Below are 16,660 nucleotides of genomic sequence, written 5' to 3'. Positions count from 1 at the left end.
TCACGCCTTTCCGAAGGAGGGGAGGAACCGCAGCCGCTTGACGTTCTTCATCGCGCCGGTCTGGGGGTGCGTCGTCTTCAGCCGCTTCTCGACCTGCTGCTGGGCCACGGTGAGCAGCGTGGTCAGCACGAGGTACCAGATGGTGGCCACGAGCAGCAGCGGGATGGTCTTGTAGTTGCGGGAGTAGATCATCTGGGCGCTGTAGAGCAGGTCCGGGGTGGCCAGGACGCTCACCAGCGAGGTGAACTTCAGCATCGAGATGAGGTCGTTGCCGATGGGCGGCACGACGATGCGCAGGGCCTGGGGCAGCACGACCCGCCGCATCACCTGGAACCGTGACATCCCGATGGACAGCGCCGCCTCGGTCTGCCCCTTCGACACCGCCTGGATGCCGGCGCGGATCATCTCCGCGGCGTACGCGCTCTCGGTCAGGGAGAGGCCGAGGATGGCCGCCGTGAACGCCGAGATGACCGTATTGGTGTCCCACGACGCGAAGACGGGCCCGTACGGGACGCCGAGCTTGAGCTTGGGGAGCAGCGTCGCGAGGTTGAACCAGAACACCATCTGCACCAGCGGTGGGACGCCGCGGAAGAACCACAGCCACAGCCAGCTCACCGCGCGGAACAGCGGGTTGGCCGACAGCCGCATCACCGCGAGCAGGATGCCGAGGGCCAGCCCGATCACCATGGCCAGGACGGTCAGCTCCAGGGTCCTCAGCAGCCCCTTGAGGATTTCACCGTTGAAGAGATACTCCAGGACCGTCGACCAGTCCATGTTCCGGTTGGTGACGAGGAGCTGCGCGAACATCCCGATGATCAGGATGAGCAGGGCCCCTCCGACCCACCACCACGGATGCCGGAGCGGCACCTTCCGCACGCCCTCGGCGCTGCGGAACCCGCCGTCCTGCGCGGCCTGGTCGGCGGGGCTGCCCGCGATCGTCATCATCGACCTCCTTGGGGTCAGAGGGGTCCCGGGCGGCTCAGCCCTCGGGGTGGGCCTTGGTGATGAGGACGGCCGACGTGAGGTCGCCCTGGCTGGTGACGCCCCACTTGGAGCGGATCTTGGCGTACGTTCCGTCGGCGATGACCGCCTGGAGGGCCGCCTTGAGCGCCGGCCCGAGAGGGCTGCCCTGCTTCACGCCCAGGCCGTTGTAGACGGCGTTGACGAGCAGGTTGGAGGTGTCGAGCCGGCCGCTCTGCTTCGCGCTGTACTTCAGCTTGCCGGATCCGGCGGCGACCACCTGGACGCGGCCCGACGAGACGGCCAGTTCGGCGGAGGGCTGGTCCTTGAACTGCTCGATCCTCATCGGGTTCGAGCCGCAGATCTTGGCGTTGTTCTCGGTGAGGTACTTGTACTCCCAGGCCCCGGTGAGCACCGCGACGGACTTGCCGCACACGTCCTCGACCTTGGCGATGTCGAGGTTCGCGCCCTTCTTCCAGCCGAAGGCGGTGCCCTCCTTCTGCAGGGGGACGAAGTCCAGGCTCGCCAGCCGGTCGGGGGTCACGCCGAGGGAGGCGACCGCCACGTCGTAGCGGCCGTTGTTCAGGCCGGGGATGATGACGTCGAAGCCGGTGGCCTGGTAGGTGAAGGTCATCCCCATCTTGGCCGCCATCGCCTTGGCCAGGTCGACGCTCCAGCCCTTGATCTGGCCGTTCTCGACGTACTCCTCCGGCGCCCAGTCCCCGAAGACGGCGACCTTGGCGCTCTTGAGATTCGCCGGCACGAGCTTGGCGACGGCGGGGTCCGCCGCCTGCTCGGCCGGGGCGTCCCCTGAGGAGCTCTTCGCGTCGTTGCCGCCGCAGGCGGACAGGACGAGCGCCGCGCACGCCGTGAGCGCGGCCAGGGCCGCGCTCGCGCGACCACCACGGGTACCGGTCATCATGATTCCTTTGCTGCTGTGGCGGAAAGGTGCCGTGTCAGGTCGGAGGTGATCGGTCTGGCGTGCCCGAAGGCACCGAGGGACGTACAGACCCGGGCGGCGTGCGCGCAGGCCCGCCGCAGGGTCTCCTGCTTCCCGAAACCCGAGGTCAGGCCGGTCAGCATATGGGCGATGAACGTGTCTCCGGCCCCCAGGGTGTCGACCACGTCGACCTGCGCGGCCGGTTCCGCGACGAGCTCGTGGCCGTCGAAGAGCTGCGCGCCCGCCGCTCCCCGGGTGGCGAGGGCGACGCGCGCGCCCTGGGCGCAGGCCCAGCGCAGCAGGTCGCCGGTCTCGGTCTCGGTGAGATGGGAGGCCGAGAAGAATGCGTACGTGACGTGGGGGAGCAGCCCGGCGGCGTACCCGTCGCCGGTGTGCGCGTCGAAGTCGAACGACAGGGGCACGCGTTCCGCGACGGCCGGCAACTGGTCCTCCAGCTGCGCCGAGTAGCTGGAGTGCGCCAGGTCGTGGCCCGCGATGAACTCCAGGTCCGCCTTGTCGAGCCGGAACCCCGCCACGCCCCGGTCGAACGGCCCGAAGGTGCGCTCGCCGCCGACGTTGACCACCGTGGCGTAGCCGGTCGGCCCGGCCGGCCGCCGCAGGCGTGAGACGTCGACCCCTTCGGCGCGCAGGGCGGTGGCGAGCTGGTCGCCCCGCTCGTCCTGCCCGGCGGAACCGACGTAGGAGGACCGGGCGCCGGCGCGCGCCGCGTGAACGGCGACGTTCACGCAGTTGCCGCCGGGGTACATGTGCCCGGTCTCCGGATAGCAGTCGATGATGTTGTCACCGACGGCGGCGAGCCGCATCAGTACTCGACCTTCCACATGTAGCGGCGGTCGGTCAGCGGGCGGCCCGAGAACGCCTCGAAGTGCTGCGCCAGCCGGGCCGTGACCGCGCTCGCCATGACGAACGCCCCGACGGTGGCGCGCAGGTCCGCCGGTACGCCCGGCAGCGACAGGGACGCGCCGTCGATGACGTGGTTGCGGTGGTTGTAACGCTCCAGGAAGGTCAGCGTCCGCTGTCCCATCGGGCGCGTGGAGTCCTCGCCGAGCAGCAGGATCACGGGCACCTCGCCGTCGACGACCTCGAACGCGCCGTGCAGGAACTCGCCCGAGCCCGTGGCGACCGCGTGCTTGGTCTGCATCTCCTGCAGGTAGCAGGCCGCGAACGTCTGGGCGGCGCCCTCCAGGGGGCCGGAGCCGAGGACGTACACGCACGGCTCGTCCACGCACGCCGCCGCGATGTCGCGGAGGTGATCGTCCAGCTCCAGCACGGACGTCTCGAACGCCGCCGAGCAGCCGCGGAAGACGGCCACGGCCTCGTCGTAGTCCTCGGCGACGCCCTGCGCCCTGAGCAGGGCGTACGCGATGAGGCCCTGGAGAACCTGTTTGGCCTCGACGCTGCGGTGCAGGACGATGTCCGCCGCCTCCTTGGCGACGACGCTCTCCGGGTCCTTGGTGACGAGCAGCACCGGCGCGCCCGCCTCCCGGGCGAACCGTACGGCCCGCGCCGTCTCGGCGGTGCCGCCGTTCGTGCTGCTGGCGATCACGATCGAGTCGGGACCGAGGGCGGACGGCCCGCGCAGCATGAACTCGTCCGCGTTCAGCGCCACCGCGGGGATGGGGGAGCGTTCCAGGATGAAGCGCATCGCCCCGAACATGAACAGCGAGCCGCCGCAGCCTACGAGGTAGATGACCCGGGTCGTCGGTTTCAGGGCCTTCTCGACGAAGGCGGTCACCTGGGCCTCGATCTCGGGCGTCACGGCGACGTCGACATCACCACGGAGGGTGTCGGGAATCGGTTCGAGCGGACGGACGGGCTGGCGCACCAGGCTCAACGCGGTCTCCAATGTGAGAACGTTCTCAGATTGGGGGTGATGATGCCCCTGCTGTCGCGGGCCCGTCAAGACCTCATCCGAGGCGGTCCACGAGACCTGCGCTCCTCCGGCCGGGCGTCGCCGCGCGACCGCCCACACCGAGCGGATCCTCCGGGCGGGCTCCGTGAGAGCCCTCGACGCGCTCCGGGAAACGGTCGGCGAATGCCTTCCCCCGGCGTGCCGTCCCCGCGGTGCCGGCCTGGTATGCCGCATCGGCCTTTCGGTGCGCGCGGTGGTTTTCGAACCAGGTCGAAAGCGCGGCGAGAGAGTCTTCCGGTGCGCTTCGATGACCCCCTGACCGAAACATTCACATGCAGGCATAAGGAGTGGTATGCGGACAGCGCCTCTCGTGATCGGCGTCTCCGGCCTTCTCGTCATCACCGCGTGCGCGTCTCCGGCACCGATGGTGAAAGTGGCCGCCGAAAGCGGCACGCTCACCGTCTACGTACGGCCGGGCGGAGCATCGGCCGCCGGCGGCTCGGCGCAGGTGCGCGCCGACTCGGCGACCCGTCTCGGCGTCACCGCGCAGACGGCGGTCGGCTCTCTGGCCGACGCGCAGGCGGTGATCGCGGCGAGGCGGGCGAAGAACGTCACCGTCCTTCTGCACGGCGGCACGTACCACGACGCGGACATGCGCTGGACGGCGGGAACCCCGGCCGACACGATCACGGTGGCCCCTCAGGCGGGAACGGGCGAGGTCGTCTTCGACGGCCGGAAGATCAAGAACAGCGGATACTGGACGATCGTCACGCCGAGGTCGGCCAAGCTGGTCTTCAAGGGGCCGATGACCGTCAAATACTACGGCGCGGGCGGCATCAGGGCGGTGGGGAACGCGAGCGACGGCCCGGTCCGCGGACTCGTGGTGAAGGGGATCACCTTCACCCACATGGGCAACGCCTGGATCAAGCACGGCAAGGGATACGCGGCTCTTCACCTCGGTTACGTGGAGGGCGCGAAGATCCAGAACAACAAGTTCAGCAACCTCGAGAACAAGCAGAAAAAGAAAGGGTCGAAATCCAAGGATTCGAACCCGGGTGCCATTCACGGTGTCTACTTCGCCTTCAACGACCATGACGACACTGCCGGCAGCAACCACAATCTCGTCGAGGGGAACACCTTCAGCGTGATCTCCGGTGACCCGATCCGGGCCGCCGACGGCAGCAGCTACAACATCGCCCGGAACAACACCTTCACCACCGGCAAGAGCTACCAGAAGAAGACCGTGGGGTCCGGCCACTACGGGACCTTCACCTACTGGGTCTTCAGCCGTGCCAAAAAATGCGGTAAGGGGAACAAGTTCTACGGCAAGAAGACCTATCTCAGCTACTACAAGAAGTCGATTCCCGGGGCGGCGTCCGGCAGCGACGTCAGCCACTTCTCGTGCAAGTCCGTGACGAGGGCGGGCAGCTGAGCGGCGCCGGCGACATCGGGCTCGACCGCCACGGCGGAGCGGGAGAACGCTCCGCCGTTCCGGTCCGCTCCGGATCGCCCGCCGGGGTGCCCGGCATCTGCACCCTGGACCAGGCCGAGGCGGGCCGATCTGTCACGGTGACGCCGGTGTCGACGTCACGAGCTCGGCGAACCGGGCATCCGGTCGTCAACGTCGACGGCCAGGAGACCATACTGGCGCTCTCCTGGCCGGGTCAGTGGAGGCGGCGGCTGCCGGCCGCCTCGTCGAAGATGAGCCAGGTGCGCGTCGACCGGATGCCGGAGAGCGCGTGGATCCGGGCGAGGACGACGTCGCGCAGGGTGACGTTGTCGGGCGTGCGCACCAGCATCACCAGGTCCACGTCGCCGCCGACGAACGCCAGATGCTCGATGTACGGCACCTCACGCAGCCGCGCGGTGACCTCTCGCCAGGAGTGCTGCTCGATCGTGAGGAGCACGTACGCCGCGGTGCCCAGCCCCGTCCGTACGGGATCGATCCGTGCGGTGAACCCGGTGATGACCCCGTCGGCGACCAGCCGTTCCACGCGCGCGTAGACGTTCGAACGGGAGACGTTCACCCGTTCGGCCAGGGTGCGCATGGACATGCGGCCGTCACTCTCCAGCTCGCGGAGGATCGCGTGGTCCACGTCGTCGAGTGGAGCCGCCGATCGTCCGGCGGAGGCAGGGTGCGCCGCCGCCTCGAAGGACAGATGATCCATGAGTCGCCCCTAGTTGAGCAGTTCGTCCGCGTTTCCGGCTGCCTACTGGTCTTTTGGCCGGTTTCCACCGATATTCCTAGCACTGGTCGAGCAAGGAAGGCGGGGCCGGATGGCGAATCGACAGCACGGCGGCGGCCCGGAGGAGCTGCTCCCCGCGGAGCGGCCGGTCCGCTTCCTCACCGACACCGGAGCGGCGGTGCGGGGCCGGTCCCGCTACCCCCTGCCCAGCCCGGAGCTGCTCCGCCGGGCGTACCGCGCGATGGTCGTGGGGCGCCGGTTCGACGCCCAGGCGACGGCGCTGACCAAGCAGGGACGCCTCGCCGTCTACCCGTCGAGCCACGGCCAGGAGGCCTGCCAGGTCGGGGCCGTCCTCGCACTCCAGGACGGCGACTGGTTCTTCCCCACGTACCGGGAGTCCATGGCGCTGGTGACGCGCGGCATCGAGCCGACGGAGGTCCTCGCCCTGCTGCGCGGCGACGCCCACTGCGGCTACGACCCGCACCGCCACCACGTGGCGCCGCAGTGCACGCCGCTGGCGACCCAGACCGTCCACGCCGCCGGCCTCGCCTACGCCGAACGGCGCAAGGGCAGCGGCCGGATCGCCCTCGCCTGCGTCGGCGACGGCGCGACCAGCGAGGGCGACTTCCACGAGGCGCTCAACTTCGCCGCCGTGTTCAAGGCGCCCGTGATCTTCCTGGTGCAGAACAACCAGTACGCCATCTCGGTCCCCCTGGACCGGCAGACCGCCGCGCCCTCCCTGGCGCACAAGGGCGTCGGCTACGGCATCCGCTCCGAGCGCGTCGACGGGAACGACCCGGTCGCCGTGCTCGCGGTCCTGACCGCCGCCGCCGAGCACGCCCGCTCCGGCCACGGCCCGTTCCTGATCGAGGCGCACACGTACCGCCTCGAGTCGCACACCAACGCCGACGACGCGACCCGCTACCGCACCGACGCGGAGGCCGAGGAGTGGCGCCGCCGCGACCCCATCGCCCGGCTGGAGGCGTACCTGCGCCGCCGCGGCCACCTCACCGACGAGGACACCGCGGAGGCGGCGACGGCCGCCGAGGACTTCGCCGCCCGGCTGCGCACCGCGATGAACGCCGACCCCGAGCTCGCCCCGCTCGGGATGTTCGACCACGTCTACGACGTCCCGACCCCGCAACTGGACGAACAGCGGGCGTCGCTCCGCTCCGAACTCGAGGCCGAGGAGGCGCTGGCGTGACCACTCCGTCCACCACCATGGCGCAGGCCCTGAACTCCGCGCTCCGCGACGCCCTCGCCGACGACGAACGCGTCGTGGTGTTCGGCGAGGACGTGGGCCGGCTCGGCGGCGTCTTCCGCATCACCGACGGCCTCACCGCGGAGTTCGGCGAGGACCGCTGCTTCGACACGCCGCTCGCCGAGGCCGGCATCGTCGGATTCGCCGTCGGGATGGCCATGGGCGGCTTCCGGCCCGTCATCGAGCTGCAGTTCGACGCCTTCGCCTACCCGGCGTTCGAGCAGATCGCCTCGCACGTCGCGAAGATGCGCAACCGCACCCGGGGCCGCGTCGCCCTCCCGATGGTCATCAGGATCCCGTACGCCGGCGGGATCGGGGGAGTCGAGCACCACTGCGACTCCAGCGAGGCCTACTACGCGCACACGCCGGGCCTGAAGGTCGTCACGCCCGCCACGGCCGGCGACGCGTACTCGCTCCTGCGGGAGGCGATCGAGGACCCGGACCCGGTGATCTTCCTGGAGCCCAAGAAGCTGTACTGGTCGAAGTCGCAGGTCGCCCTGCCCGCGCGCACCGAGCCGTTCGGCCGCGCCGCGATCCGCCGGCGGGGCGCCGACGCGACGCTCGTCGCCTACGGCCCGACCGTGCCCGTCGCCCTGGAGGCCGCCGAGGCCGCCGTCGAGGAGGGCTGGGACCTGGAGGTCGTCGACCTGCGCACCCTCGTGCCCTTCGACGACGAGACCGTCACCGCGTCGGTGCGCCGGACGGGCCGGTGCGTGATCGTCAGCGAGGCCGCCGGCTTCGCCGGAGTCGGTGCTGAGATCGCCGCCAGAGTCCAGGAACGCTGCTTCCACAGCCTGCACGCCCCCGTGCTCCGCGTGACCGGCTACGACATCCCGTATCCGCCGCCGATGCTCGAACAGCATCACCTTCCGAACGTCGACCGGATCCTCGACGCCCTCGACCGGCTCCAGCGCGACGACCGCCCCGACCCGCGCTTCCTGTCCCTGGGCGGTGCGGCATGACCGCGACCGCGACCGCGACCGCGACCGCGACCGAAGTGATCTTCCGCCTCCCCGACCTCGGCGAGGGCCTGACCGAGGCCGAGATCACCGAGTGGCGCGTCTCCCCGGGGGACACCGTCACCGTCGACCAGAACGTCGTCGAGGTCGAGACCGCCAAGGCCGCCGTCGACGTTCCGATCCCCATGGCCGGAACCGTCGCGAGGCTGTACGGCGAGGTCGGCTCCGTCATCGCCGTCGGCGAGCCCCTCATCGCGGTCACCGTGGCGGCCGGACCGGGCGACGCGGCGGGGGAGGGCGCACCGGCCGTCGACGAGGACGGCCACGCGGCCGAGCGCTACCGCGAGGAGGAACGCGCCGGATCGGGCAACGTTCTCGTCGGCTACGGCACGGGCGCGGCCCACCGTGCGCGCCGCCGCCGCGCCGGGCGCACCATCCCCATGCCGCCCCGCCGCGACCCCGCCCCGGCTCCGGCCACCACGGCCGCCGTACGGGCCGAGGCCCCGCGCGTCATCTCGCCCGTGGTCCGCCAGCTCGCCCGCACGCACGCCATCGAGGTGGCCGCCCTCACCCCCAGCGGACCCGGCGGCGTCGTCCTCCGCCGCGACGTCGACGCCGCCATCGCCGCGGCCACCCGGCCCGGAACCGCCACGGCCCAGGCGCCGGAGACCGCCGTCCCGGCTCGGGCGGCGGCCCCCGGTCTCACCGTGGCCCCCGAGCCGGTGGAGCCGACGGACGACCAGGCCTCCGTCCGGATCCCGCTCCGTGGCGTACGGCGGACGATCGCGGAGAAGCTCGCGCGCAGCAGGCGCGAGATCCCGGACGCGACCACGTGGGTCGACGCCGACGCCACGCCCCTGGTCGAGCTCAAGGAGGGGCTCGCCCGTACGCTCCCCGACGCCCGCATCGGGATGCTCGCGCTGTTCGCCCGGATCTGCGTCGCCGGGCTGCGGAGATTCCCCGAGCTGAACTCCTACGTCGACACCGAACGCCAGGAGATCGTCCAGGTCCCGCAGGTGCATCTCGGCTTTGCCGCGCAGACCGACCGCGGCCTCGTCGTGCCGGTCATCCGCGACGCGCACCGGCTCACGCTCGCCGAGCTCGCCGCCCGGATCCGCGAGCGCACCGAGGCCGCCCGCGCCGGCCGGCTCGACCCGCGCGACCTCACCGGTGGGACGTTCACGCTGAACAACTACGGCGTGTTCGGCGTGGACGGATCCACCCCGATCATCAACCACCCGGAGGCCGCGATGCTCGGCGTCGGCCGGATCGCCGACCGGCCCTGGGGGTTCGAGGGGGAGATCCGGCTGCGCAAGGTGACGCAGCTGTCCTTCACCTTCGACCACCGGGTCTGCGACGGCGGCGTGGCCGGCGGCTTCCTCCGCTTCGTCGCCGACTGCGTCGAACACCCAGAACTCCTGGTCGCCCACCTGTAGGAACACCGCCGACCGTCCTCGGGTCCACAGACGCGACCCCGGCCGTCATAAGGGGGACCGGCTCCTCGCGGCGGCAGTGAGGCGAGCGGGATGCGGCAGGGAACGGCGCTCGGGCGATCGGTCGGGCCTCAGGGCGTCGGCAATTGCCGACAGTAGGCAACCGTCTCTCGCTGTAACGCGTCGAACCTTCAAGACGGGCCTGACCGAGGGAGGCAGAAGTGTCGCGTGGCCGGCAGAGACTCCGCAGCGTTCCCACCACACCCGGTGACGCGTCTACTCACTTCCACCAGTACAGCCTCCAAGTGCATCAGGCGCTGCACGAGTGGACCGCGAAGGTCGACACCAAGGCGTCGGTCGTCCTCTCGCTGGAGACCGCCGCGTTCGGCGCGGTCCTGGCCTTCTCCTCTGCGAGCAAGCCGCTCGGCCATCTCCATGGCTCCGAAGTCTGGTTCTACCGCTTCGGGATCTCTCTCCTGATCGGCGGGATCCTGTTCGCCGGAGCGGCCGTCTTCCCGCAGCTGAACCGGCGTGATGCACGGAGGAACTGGAGGAGCAACTACGTCTACTTCGGACACCTGAGATGGTGGGCACCGGATGACCTCATCACGGTAGTACAAGCCAACGGACTCGTACGGGATCCTCTCGTCATGAGCACGCAGATCGTGGCGCTCTCGAAGATCGTGTGGCGCAAGCACGTCTTTCTTCAGTGGTCCATGTCACTGGCGATCCTCGGTGCGGCCGGCATCGGCCTGGCGGCGCTGCTCCGCTGAGCACGCGACGCCCGGACAGCCGCTCACGAGGCGGAACGTGAGTGAGCAAGGGGCAGCCGGCTCGGCGATGGTGGAGCGGGGGCGTCCGGAAGGTCGGGAAGGGACAGGGACTGGGCGTCGGTGAGGCCCGCGCGGGCACCCGCTCGGTGGCGGGCACGGACCTCCGGGCCCGTACGCGGCCGGTACTTCGGGTCCTGGCCGCAGCCGCAGGGCTCGAAGCCCTCGTAGCGCGGGCCGGCCGCCGGTGACCGGCGTGATCGGGCCGGTCACCGGGCGGGGTGGCTATCCGCCGGAGTGCTCGCTGCGGTGCCGGACCTTCTCGGTCAGGCGGTCCAGGCTCTCGCTGAGTTCCTGCTCGATGCGGGAGCCGGGCGGCGCGTGCTCCTCATCGAAGAAGGACAGGTGGACGACCGCCTCGCTGCGGTCCGGATCGATGCCGGTGACCTGGAGCCAGCCGGCGTACTCACCCGTGTCGCGGGTGCCCCACTCCACCCGGAGCTGGTCGGGTTCGGTGCGCATCAGGGCGCGTTCGTGCTGGGAGCCGTGCTCGACCGTGACCTCGTGCAGGTCGGCCGACTCAAGGTGCACCTCTCCGGGCAGCCACTGGTCCATCGTGTCCGGGTCGGACGCCTCGTCGAACACCAGCTCCGCGGGTGCGGCGAAGGCGCGGGACCGCTCGTACTCGGCCATGGCGTACTCCTTCCGTCAGGGCGGCGGCGCTGTGCCCGCCTCTGATCGGTCGGCTACCCGTCCCGGAGGCGCCGACACCACCGGCCGGGACCTGCGGCGATCGTCACATCCGGCGAGGCGGTCAGCGTGGCGGCCGCTGGCCGTAGCCGGAGAGCTTCTCGGCCACGCGCGCGATCTCCTCCGCGTCGAGCAGGCGCGGCGTGCCGGCGCTCGTCGCGCGCAGGTAGAGCTCGCTGAGCCATTCGAGGTACTCCGCGCCGGTCCGGGCCGTGCTCAGATCGTGGCCGGTCGCCACCGTGCCGTGGTTGCCGAGGATGCAGGCCGTGGACTCGCGCAGCGCCCGGACGGTGGCGTCGGCCAGTTCCCGCGTGCCGTACGTCGCGTACGGGGTCACGGGGACCCGGCCGCCGAACAGGGCGATCATGTAGTGGATCGGCGGGAGTTCGTCGACGAGGGTCGACAGCACCGTGGCGGCGGTCGAGTGCGTGTGGACGATGGCCGCGGTCTCCTTCGCCGCGTACACGGCCAGGTGCAGTGGCAGCTCTGACGTGGGCTTCAGCGGAGCGTCGACCGGGGTTCCGTCCAGGGCGTGCACGCCGACGAGCTCCGCGGTCAGCTCGGAGTAGTCGACGCCGCTCGGGGTCACCGCGACGCGGTCGCCGGCCCGTACGCTGACGTTGCCGGACGTGCCGGGCAGGAGACCGGCCGCGGACAGGCGCCGGCAGGTGTCGACGATCTCTTCCCGGACCTCGCCGAGCAGCATGGCGTTCCTCTCCTGAGGGGGCGGACGGTCTCAGGGTCTCTCAGCGGCCGCCGGCGCGTCACACCCGGTAGAAGGCGGCGGCGTTGTCGTGCAGCACCGCCGCGACGTGCTCCGGTCCGGCCAGGTCGGCGAGGAGCCGCAGGTCGTCGTCCTGGAAGGGCCGCCGGGCCCGCGTGGACGGCAGGTCGGTGCCGAAGAGGAGCGCGCGCGGGTTCACGTCGAGCACCGCGCGGACCGCCTTGGCCACGTCGAGGTCGACGCGGCCGAACCCGGTGGCCTTGACCCGGGCGCCGCGTTCGACCAGGGACAGCAGGGCCGGCAGCCCCTCTTCGGACAGGCCGAGGTGGTCGACGCTCACCGCGGGCAGGGTGTGCAGGACGGGCGTCAGCTCGGGCAGCTCGCGCGCGTCGATGTAGAGCTCGACGTGCCAGCCGGCGATCTCGTGTACGCGGTGGGCCAGTGTGCGGAGGTGGTCGAGGGTCTCCGAGCCGCCGCGGCGTACGTTGAACCGCACGGCCCGGACGCCGCAGGAGTCCAGCCGGGTGATGTCCTCATCGGTCACCGACGCGGGCAGCTGCGTGACGCCGACGAACCGCGGGCCCAGCCGCCGCAGGGCGTCCAGCAGGTACGTCTGGTCGAACCCCTGGAAGGAGCCGGAGACGACGGCGCCGCCCACGACGCCCAGCGGCTCCGTACGCGCGCGGTAGTCCGGGACGGTGAAGGCCGGCGGCAGGTAGCCGTTGTTCTCGATGAGCGGGTACCGCGGGTCGATGATGTGGAGGTGCGCGTCGAACACCGGCCGGGGGCCCGGGCTCCGCTCATCGCTGGTCACGTCGGCTATCTTCGCAGAGGACGGGGCGTGGGGCACAGGGGCGGTCGATAGTTTTCGAAAACCATTGCGCTCGCTCGCGGGCGCGTCGTCGGCGCGGCTCGCCTCGTGGCGCGTCGACACTGCCCGGCGTTGACCCGGCGACCTGCTCCTAGGAGGATGTCGAAAGATTGCGCTAATCTTCGAAACGCATGGTCGACGATGTGGAGGGGTGCGTGGCACGTCCAGCCGAAACGGGATCGGAGCCGACGACCGGTCGGCGCTCCCGGCCCACCTTGGCCGACATCGCCGTGGAGGCCGGCGTCTCCACGGCGACGGTGTCCAAGGTGCTCAACGGCCGGACCGACGTCGCCGCGGCCACCCGGGAGCGGGTCACCCGGCTGCTCAAGGCGCACAGCTACCTCCCGCCGGGCGTGCGACGGGCGCGCCGATCCGGGCTGGTCGACGTGGTGATCAGCGGGCTCGACAGTCCCTGGGCGGTGGAGATCCTGCGCGGCGTCGAGGCGGAGTGCGCCGAGCGCGGCACCGGCACCGTCGTGTCGCTCGTGCGCGGGGACGACGCCCGGCCGCCGAGCTGGGCCTCGCTCAGCGTGCAGCACCACAGCGACGGCGTGATCCTGGTCACCTCGCGGATCACCGCGGCGCAGCGCGCGCAGATCGAGCGGGCGGGGGTCGGGCTCGTCGTCATCGACCCGGTGGACCTGCCCGACACCGATCTGGTCAGCGTCGGCGCGACCAACTGGTCGGGCGGTCTCTCGGCCACCGAGCACCTCATCTCCCTCGGGCACCGGCGGATCGCCGCGATCGGCGGCCCGCAGGAGATGCTCTGCACCCAGGCCCGCATCGACGGATACCGGGCCGCTCTGGAGCGCGCGGGCATCGAGCTGGACCGCACCCTCATCCGGTACGGCGACTTCCAGTACGAGGGCGGGTTCCAGGCGGCGCGCGAGCTGCTCGAGTCGCCCGACCGCCCCACCGCGATCTTCGCGGGCAGCGACCAGCAGGCGATGGGCGTGTACGAGGCGGCGCGTCACGCGGGGCTCACCGTGCCGGGGGACCTTAGCGTCGTCGGCTTCGACGACCTGCCGCTGTGCCAGTGGCTGTCGCCGCCGCTGACGACCGTGCGCCAGCCGCTGGAGGAGATGGGGCGGATCGCCGCCCGGACGCTGTTCCAGCTCCTCGACGGGGAGACGCTCGTCTCGCCGCGCGTCGAGCTCGCCACCGAGCTGCGCGTGCGGCTGTCCACCGCCCCGCCCGCCGCCTGATCGACTCCCCGCCGGAGCACTGCCCCCGCCGTCCGCCCGAGACCGCCGGAACACCGTCCGCCACCTTTCGCCGTAGCCCGCTCGCCGCCCGCACCCGGCCGACCCGGCCCCGAGATCCGACCGTCATGGATCCCGGTCCGGCCACGGGGCACCCCGTCCGCGTCCGACCGCTGACCACCCTCAACCGCGTCCGACCGTTCAGCTCGCGCCCGACCGCCTCCGCACGTCCCGCGCCTTCTCCGGCGACCGCCTGATGGGAGACCGATTCGACATGGCCGACGCACTTCCGACCACCCCGCCCGACGCGGCCGCGGCGCCCGGCCGCCGTACGATTCACTCCGCCCCGGCCCCGCGTACGTTCCGTAACCCGATCCTGCCGGGCTTCTACCCCGATCCGTCGATCTGCCGGGTCGGGGACGACTACTACCTGGTGAGCTCCACGTTCGAATGGTTCCCCGGACTGCCCGTCCACCACAGCCGCGACCTCGTCAACTGGCGACTGCTCGGGCATGTCCTGGACCGGCCGGAGCAGTTGCCGCTCGACGGCGTCCAGCCGTCGGGAGGGCTGTACGCGCCGACCATCCGCCACGCCGACGGGGTCTTCTACGTCGTCTGCACCCTCATGTACGGGACCGGGCCGTCCGGCAACTTCGTCGTGACGGCGACCGACCCGGCCGGGCCGTGGTCCGAGCCCCACTGGCTGGGCGAGCCGGACAGCTTCGACCCGTCCCTGCTGTTCGACGAGGACGGGCGGGTCTGGTTCCACGCCACCCGGCCCGTGGACGAGGACGGGCACACCGAGGTCTGGCTGCGGGAGTTCGACCCGGCGACGCTGTCCCTGACCGGGCCGGAGCACGTGCTGTGGCATGGCGCGCTGGACGGCGCCGTGTGGGCGGAGGGGCCGCACCTGTACCGGGTGGGGGACTCCTATCACCTGATGGTCGCCGAGGGCGGCACCGAACTCGACCACGCCGTCACCGTCGCGCGGTCCCGCCAGATCACCGGCCCGTACGAGGGGAACCCGCGCAACCCGATCCTGACTCACCGTAACCTCGGGACCGCGCATCCCATCGTCGCCACCGGGCACGCCGACCTGGTGGAGACCGCCGCGGGGGAGTGGTGGGCGGTGATGCTCGCCATCCGGCCGTCCGGCGGCTATCTCGGCAACCTCGGCAGGGAGACCTTCCTCGCCCCGGTGACGTGGGAGGAGGGCTGGCCGGTCATCGCCCCGGGCGCCGGCAGGGTCGAGGCGACCGGCCCCCGCCCGGACCTGCCGGAGTGCCGCTGGCCCGCCGAGCCGGCCTGCGACAACTTCGAGGATCCAGAGCTCGGCCCGGAATGGATCCAGCTCCGCACGCCGCGCGAACGATTCTGGAACCTGACCGAACGCCCAGGCCACCTGCGGCTGCGCCTGCGCCCGGAGACCGTGACGGAACACGTCTGCCCGAGCCTGATCGCCCGGCGGCAGCGCCACGCGCACTTCGCCGCCCAGACCGCGCTGGACTTCGTCCCGGCGGGCCCGAACGAGTGCGCGGGCCTGGTCCTCCTGCAGAACGACGACTTCCAGATCCGCTGCGTGGTCACTCTCGGTGACGGCGGGAGGGTGCTCCGGCTCGTCCGCAGGGCCGCCGGGGCGGACGAGACGCTCGCCGAGGAGCCCCTGCCCGAGGGCCGGGTGCGGCTGGCGGTCGAGGCGCACGACCAGGCGTACGCGTTCCGGTACGCGATGCCGGGATCGCCGTGGCGGCCGCTCGGCGGACCGGTGGACGGCAGCGTCCTGAGCACCGAGGTCGCCGGTGGGTTCATCGGGGCCTGCCTCGGGATGTACGCGAGCAGCACCGGCGCGGACAGCGCGAACGTCGCCGACTTCGACTGGTTCGAGTACCGCGGCCTGGAGTAAGACCGCCCGGCCGAGGGGTGGCCCGCTCTCAGCCTAGGAAGCGCCGCACCCGTTCGACCGTGCCGTCGGGGTCCTCCCAGAAGAACAGGTGCCCCTGGCCGGGCAGCCACTCCAGCCGCGCGCCGGGGATGTGCTCGGCCAGCAGGGGCGCGTTGCGGGGATCGACGACACGGTCGGCGGTGCCGTGCAGGACCAGCGTCGGCGACGTGATCTCCCCGAGCCGCCCGTACGCGTCGTGGCCGAGCGAGGCGGCCGACTGCGCCTGCCACGCCGTGGGGTCCTGCGGGTCGGCCAGCCGGCGGGCGAGAAGGTCCTCCAGAGGGTGGCGCGACGCCAGCGCGTTCGCGGTCAGGCGCCGCGTCGCCTCCTCCGGCGGCAGGCCGGCCGCCTCCCGGATGAGGGTGAGCGTCGCCTCCGGAAGTGGGTACGCCTCCGCACCGCCCGGCGTCGTACAGGCCAGGATCAGCCGGTCGACCCGGTGTGCGTGCTCCAGGGCGACCATCTGCGCGATCATCCCGCCGAGGCTCGCGCCCATGACGTGCGCCCGGCGCACGCCGGCCGCGTCCAGCACCGCGACCGCGTCCGCGGCCAGGGTCGCGGTGTCGTACGGCCCCGGCGGCGCGTCGCTGCCGCCGATGCCGCGGTTGTCGAAGGTGATGACCCGGAAGGTCTTCGCGAGCGGCTCGACGACGGGCGCCCAGCCCCAGCGGGGGTAGCCGAGGCCGTGGATCAGCAGCAGCGGTGGGCCGTCGCCCACCTCCTCGTACGCGATCCGCACGCCCGCCGCCGTCACGGTGCCCGTCGTCAACGCCGTCCTCCCGTCTCTTC

General features: G+C 71.6%; 16 protein-coding genes. 7 read left to right on the top strand and 9 right to left on the bottom strand.

The genetic code is table 11. The annotated features are described in order from the left end of the window. From NE235_RS31085 to NE235_RS31070, 4 genes are read right to left on the bottom strand one after another with little or no spacing between them, the layout of a single operon-like run. The gene (locus tag NE235_RS31085; RefSeq protein WP_252809245.1) at positions 1-945 is read right to left on the bottom strand and encodes an amino acid ABC transporter permease; all 945 of its coding nucleotides are present in this window, start codon (positions 943-945) and stop codon (positions 1-3) included. Positions 946-979: 34 nt separating this feature from the next. Continuing rightward, the gene (locus NE235_RS31080; protein WP_252809243.1) at positions 980-1,879 is read right to left on the bottom strand and encodes a transporter substrate-binding domain-containing protein; all 900 of its coding nucleotides are present in this window, start codon (positions 1,877-1,879) and stop codon (positions 980-982) included. After that, positions 1,879-2,724: a PfkB family carbohydrate kinase gene (locus NE235_RS31075; RefSeq protein WP_252809241.1), complete on the bottom strand. Its 846-nt coding sequence runs from the start codon at positions 2,722-2,724 to the stop codon at positions 1,879-1,881. The genes NE235_RS31080 and NE235_RS31075 overlap by 1 nt, the downstream gene beginning before the upstream one ends. Further along, entirely contained in the window at positions 2,724-3,767 is a 1,044-nt protein-coding gene (locus tag NE235_RS31070) for an SIS domain-containing protein (RefSeq protein WP_252809239.1), read from the bottom strand. Before NE235_RS31070 ends, NE235_RS31075 begins: the two co-directional genes overlap by 1 nt. A gap of 358 nt (positions 3,768-4,125) precedes the next feature. Between NE235_RS31070 and NE235_RS31065 the strand changes: the two genes are divergently transcribed. Then, positions 4,126-5,205, top strand: coding sequence for a hypothetical protein (locus NE235_RS31065; protein ID WP_252809237.1), 1,080 nt, complete (start codon positions 4,126-4,128; stop codon positions 5,203-5,205). Between the two features lie 232 nt (positions 5,206-5,437). Here NE235_RS31065 and NE235_RS31060 read toward each other — a convergent pair whose 3' ends face one another. Beyond that, positions 5,438-5,941 carry an Lrp/AsnC family transcriptional regulator gene (locus NE235_RS31060; RefSeq protein ID WP_252809235.1) on the bottom strand — a complete coding sequence of 168 codons (504 nt, stop codon included), beginning with the start codon at positions 5,939-5,941 and terminating at the stop codon, positions 5,438-5,440. Positions 5,942-6,050: 109 nt separating this feature from the next. On the opposite strand from NE235_RS31060, the gene pdhA reads away from it, so the two are divergent. The 4 genes from pdhA to NE235_RS31040 all read left to right on the top strand — a co-directional run bounded on the left by pdhA (position 6,051) and on the right by NE235_RS31040 (position 10,385). Next, positions 6,051-7,163 (top strand): pyruvate dehydrogenase (acetyl-transferring) E1 component subunit alpha, encoded by a 1,113-nt coding sequence (gene pdhA, locus NE235_RS31055; protein ID WP_252809233.1) that lies wholly within the window; start codon positions 6,051-6,053, stop codon positions 7,161-7,163. A 17-nt stretch (positions 7,164-7,180) separates the two neighbouring features. Then, positions 7,181-8,182 (top strand): alpha-ketoacid dehydrogenase subunit beta, encoded by a 1,002-nt coding sequence (locus NE235_RS31050; protein ID WP_252809350.1) that lies wholly within the window; start codon positions 7,181-7,183, stop codon positions 8,180-8,182. Continuing rightward, the gene (locus NE235_RS31045) at positions 8,179-9,615 is read left to right on the top strand and encodes a dihydrolipoamide acetyltransferase family protein (RefSeq protein WP_252809231.1); all 1,437 of its coding nucleotides are present in this window, start codon (positions 8,179-8,181) and stop codon (positions 9,613-9,615) included. Before NE235_RS31050 ends, NE235_RS31045 begins: the two co-directional genes overlap by 4 nt. A gap of 302 nt (positions 9,616-9,917) precedes the next feature. Further along, positions 9,918-10,385, top strand: a complete 468-nt coding sequence (locus NE235_RS31040; RefSeq protein WP_252809229.1) for a Pycsar system effector family protein — start codon at positions 9,918-9,920, stop codon at positions 10,383-10,385. A 282-nt stretch (positions 10,386-10,667) separates the two neighbouring features. Here the strand turns inward: NE235_RS31040 and NE235_RS31035 are convergent, their stop codons facing one another. From NE235_RS31035 to NE235_RS31025, 3 genes are all read right to left on the bottom strand, one after another. After that, on the bottom strand, positions 10,668-11,075 hold the full coding sequence (locus tag NE235_RS31035) for an SRPBCC family protein (protein WP_252809228.1): 408 nt from the start codon (positions 11,073-11,075) through the stop codon (positions 10,668-10,670). 121 nt (positions 11,076-11,196) lie between these two features. Continuing rightward, positions 11,197-11,838 carry a class II aldolase/adducin family protein gene (locus tag NE235_RS31030; protein WP_252809226.1) on the bottom strand — a complete coding sequence of 214 codons (642 nt, stop codon included), beginning with the start codon at positions 11,836-11,838 and terminating at the stop codon, positions 11,197-11,199. Positions 11,839-11,896: 58 nt separating this feature from the next. Then, complete coding sequence (locus tag NE235_RS31025; protein ID WP_252809224.1) at positions 11,897-12,670, bottom strand: amidohydrolase family protein; 774 nt, start codon at positions 12,668-12,670, stop codon at positions 11,897-11,899. Between the two features lie 212 nt (positions 12,671-12,882). Between NE235_RS31025 and NE235_RS31020 the strand changes: the two genes are divergently transcribed. Continuing rightward, positions 12,883-13,932 (top strand): LacI family DNA-binding transcriptional regulator, encoded by a 1,050-nt coding sequence (locus NE235_RS31020; protein ID WP_252809222.1) that lies wholly within the window; start codon positions 12,883-12,885, stop codon positions 13,930-13,932. Positions 13,933-14,203: 271 nt separating this feature from the next. Next, on the top strand, positions 14,204-15,832 hold the full coding sequence (locus NE235_RS31015; protein ID WP_252809220.1) for a glycoside hydrolase family 43 protein: 1,629 nt from the start codon (positions 14,204-14,206) through the stop codon (positions 15,830-15,832). A 28-nt stretch (positions 15,833-15,860) separates the two neighbouring features. Here the strand turns inward: NE235_RS31015 and NE235_RS31010 are convergent, their stop codons facing one another. Next, complete coding sequence (locus tag NE235_RS31010; RefSeq protein WP_252809218.1) at positions 15,861-16,640, bottom strand: alpha/beta fold hydrolase; 780 nt, start codon at positions 16,638-16,640, stop codon at positions 15,861-15,863. Between the last annotated feature and the right edge of the window lie 20 nt (positions 16,641-16,660).

It is taken from the genome of Actinoallomurus spadix (genome assembly GCF_024055725.1).
GTDB classification, from domain to species: domain Bacteria; phylum Actinomycetota; class Actinomycetes; order Streptosporangiales; family Streptosporangiaceae; genus Actinoallomurus; species Actinoallomurus spadix.
Note: the sequence above shows the minus strand (reverse complement) of the source record. Positions and strands in the feature narration are given on the sequence as shown.

What these genes read in the sequence shown, in the direction of transcription:
- NE235_RS31085 (WP_252809245.1), bottom strand. Translation starts at nt 945, where the DNA reads ATGATGACGATCGCGGGCAGCCCCGCCGACCAGGCCGCGCAGGACGGC.
- NE235_RS31080 (WP_252809243.1), bottom strand. Translation starts at nt 1,879, where the DNA reads ATGACCGGTACCCGTGGTGGTCGCGCGAGCGCGGCCCTGGCCGCGCTC.
- NE235_RS31075 (WP_252809241.1), bottom strand. Translation starts at nt 2,724, where the DNA reads ATGCGGCTCGCCGCCGTCGGTGACAACATCATCGACTGCTATCCGGAG.
- NE235_RS31065 (WP_252809237.1), top strand. Translation starts at nt 4,126, where the DNA reads ATGCGGACAGCGCCTCTCGTGATCGGCGTCTCCGGCCTTCTCGTCATC.
- NE235_RS31060 (WP_252809235.1), bottom strand. Translation starts at nt 5,941, where the DNA reads ATGGATCATCTGTCCTTCGAGGCGGCGGCGCACCCTGCCTCCGCCGGA.
- pdhA (WP_252809233.1), top strand. Translation starts at nt 6,051, where the DNA reads ATGGCGAATCGACAGCACGGCGGCGGCCCGGAGGAGCTGCTCCCCGCG.
- NE235_RS31050 (WP_252809350.1), top strand. Translation starts at nt 7,181, where the DNA reads ATGGCGCAGGCCCTGAACTCCGCGCTCCGCGACGCCCTCGCCGACGAC.
- NE235_RS31045 (WP_252809231.1), top strand. Translation starts at nt 8,179, where the DNA reads ATGACCGCGACCGCGACCGCGACCGCGACCGCGACCGAAGTGATCTTC.
- NE235_RS31035 (WP_252809228.1), bottom strand. Translation starts at nt 11,075, where the DNA reads ATGGCCGAGTACGAGCGGTCCCGCGCCTTCGCCGCACCCGCGGAGCTG.
- NE235_RS31030 (WP_252809226.1), bottom strand. Translation starts at nt 11,838, where the DNA reads ATGCTGCTCGGCGAGGTCCGGGAAGAGATCGTCGACACCTGCCGGCGC.
- NE235_RS31015 (WP_252809220.1), top strand. Translation starts at nt 14,204, where the DNA reads ATGGCCGACGCACTTCCGACCACCCCGCCCGACGCGGCCGCGGCGCCC.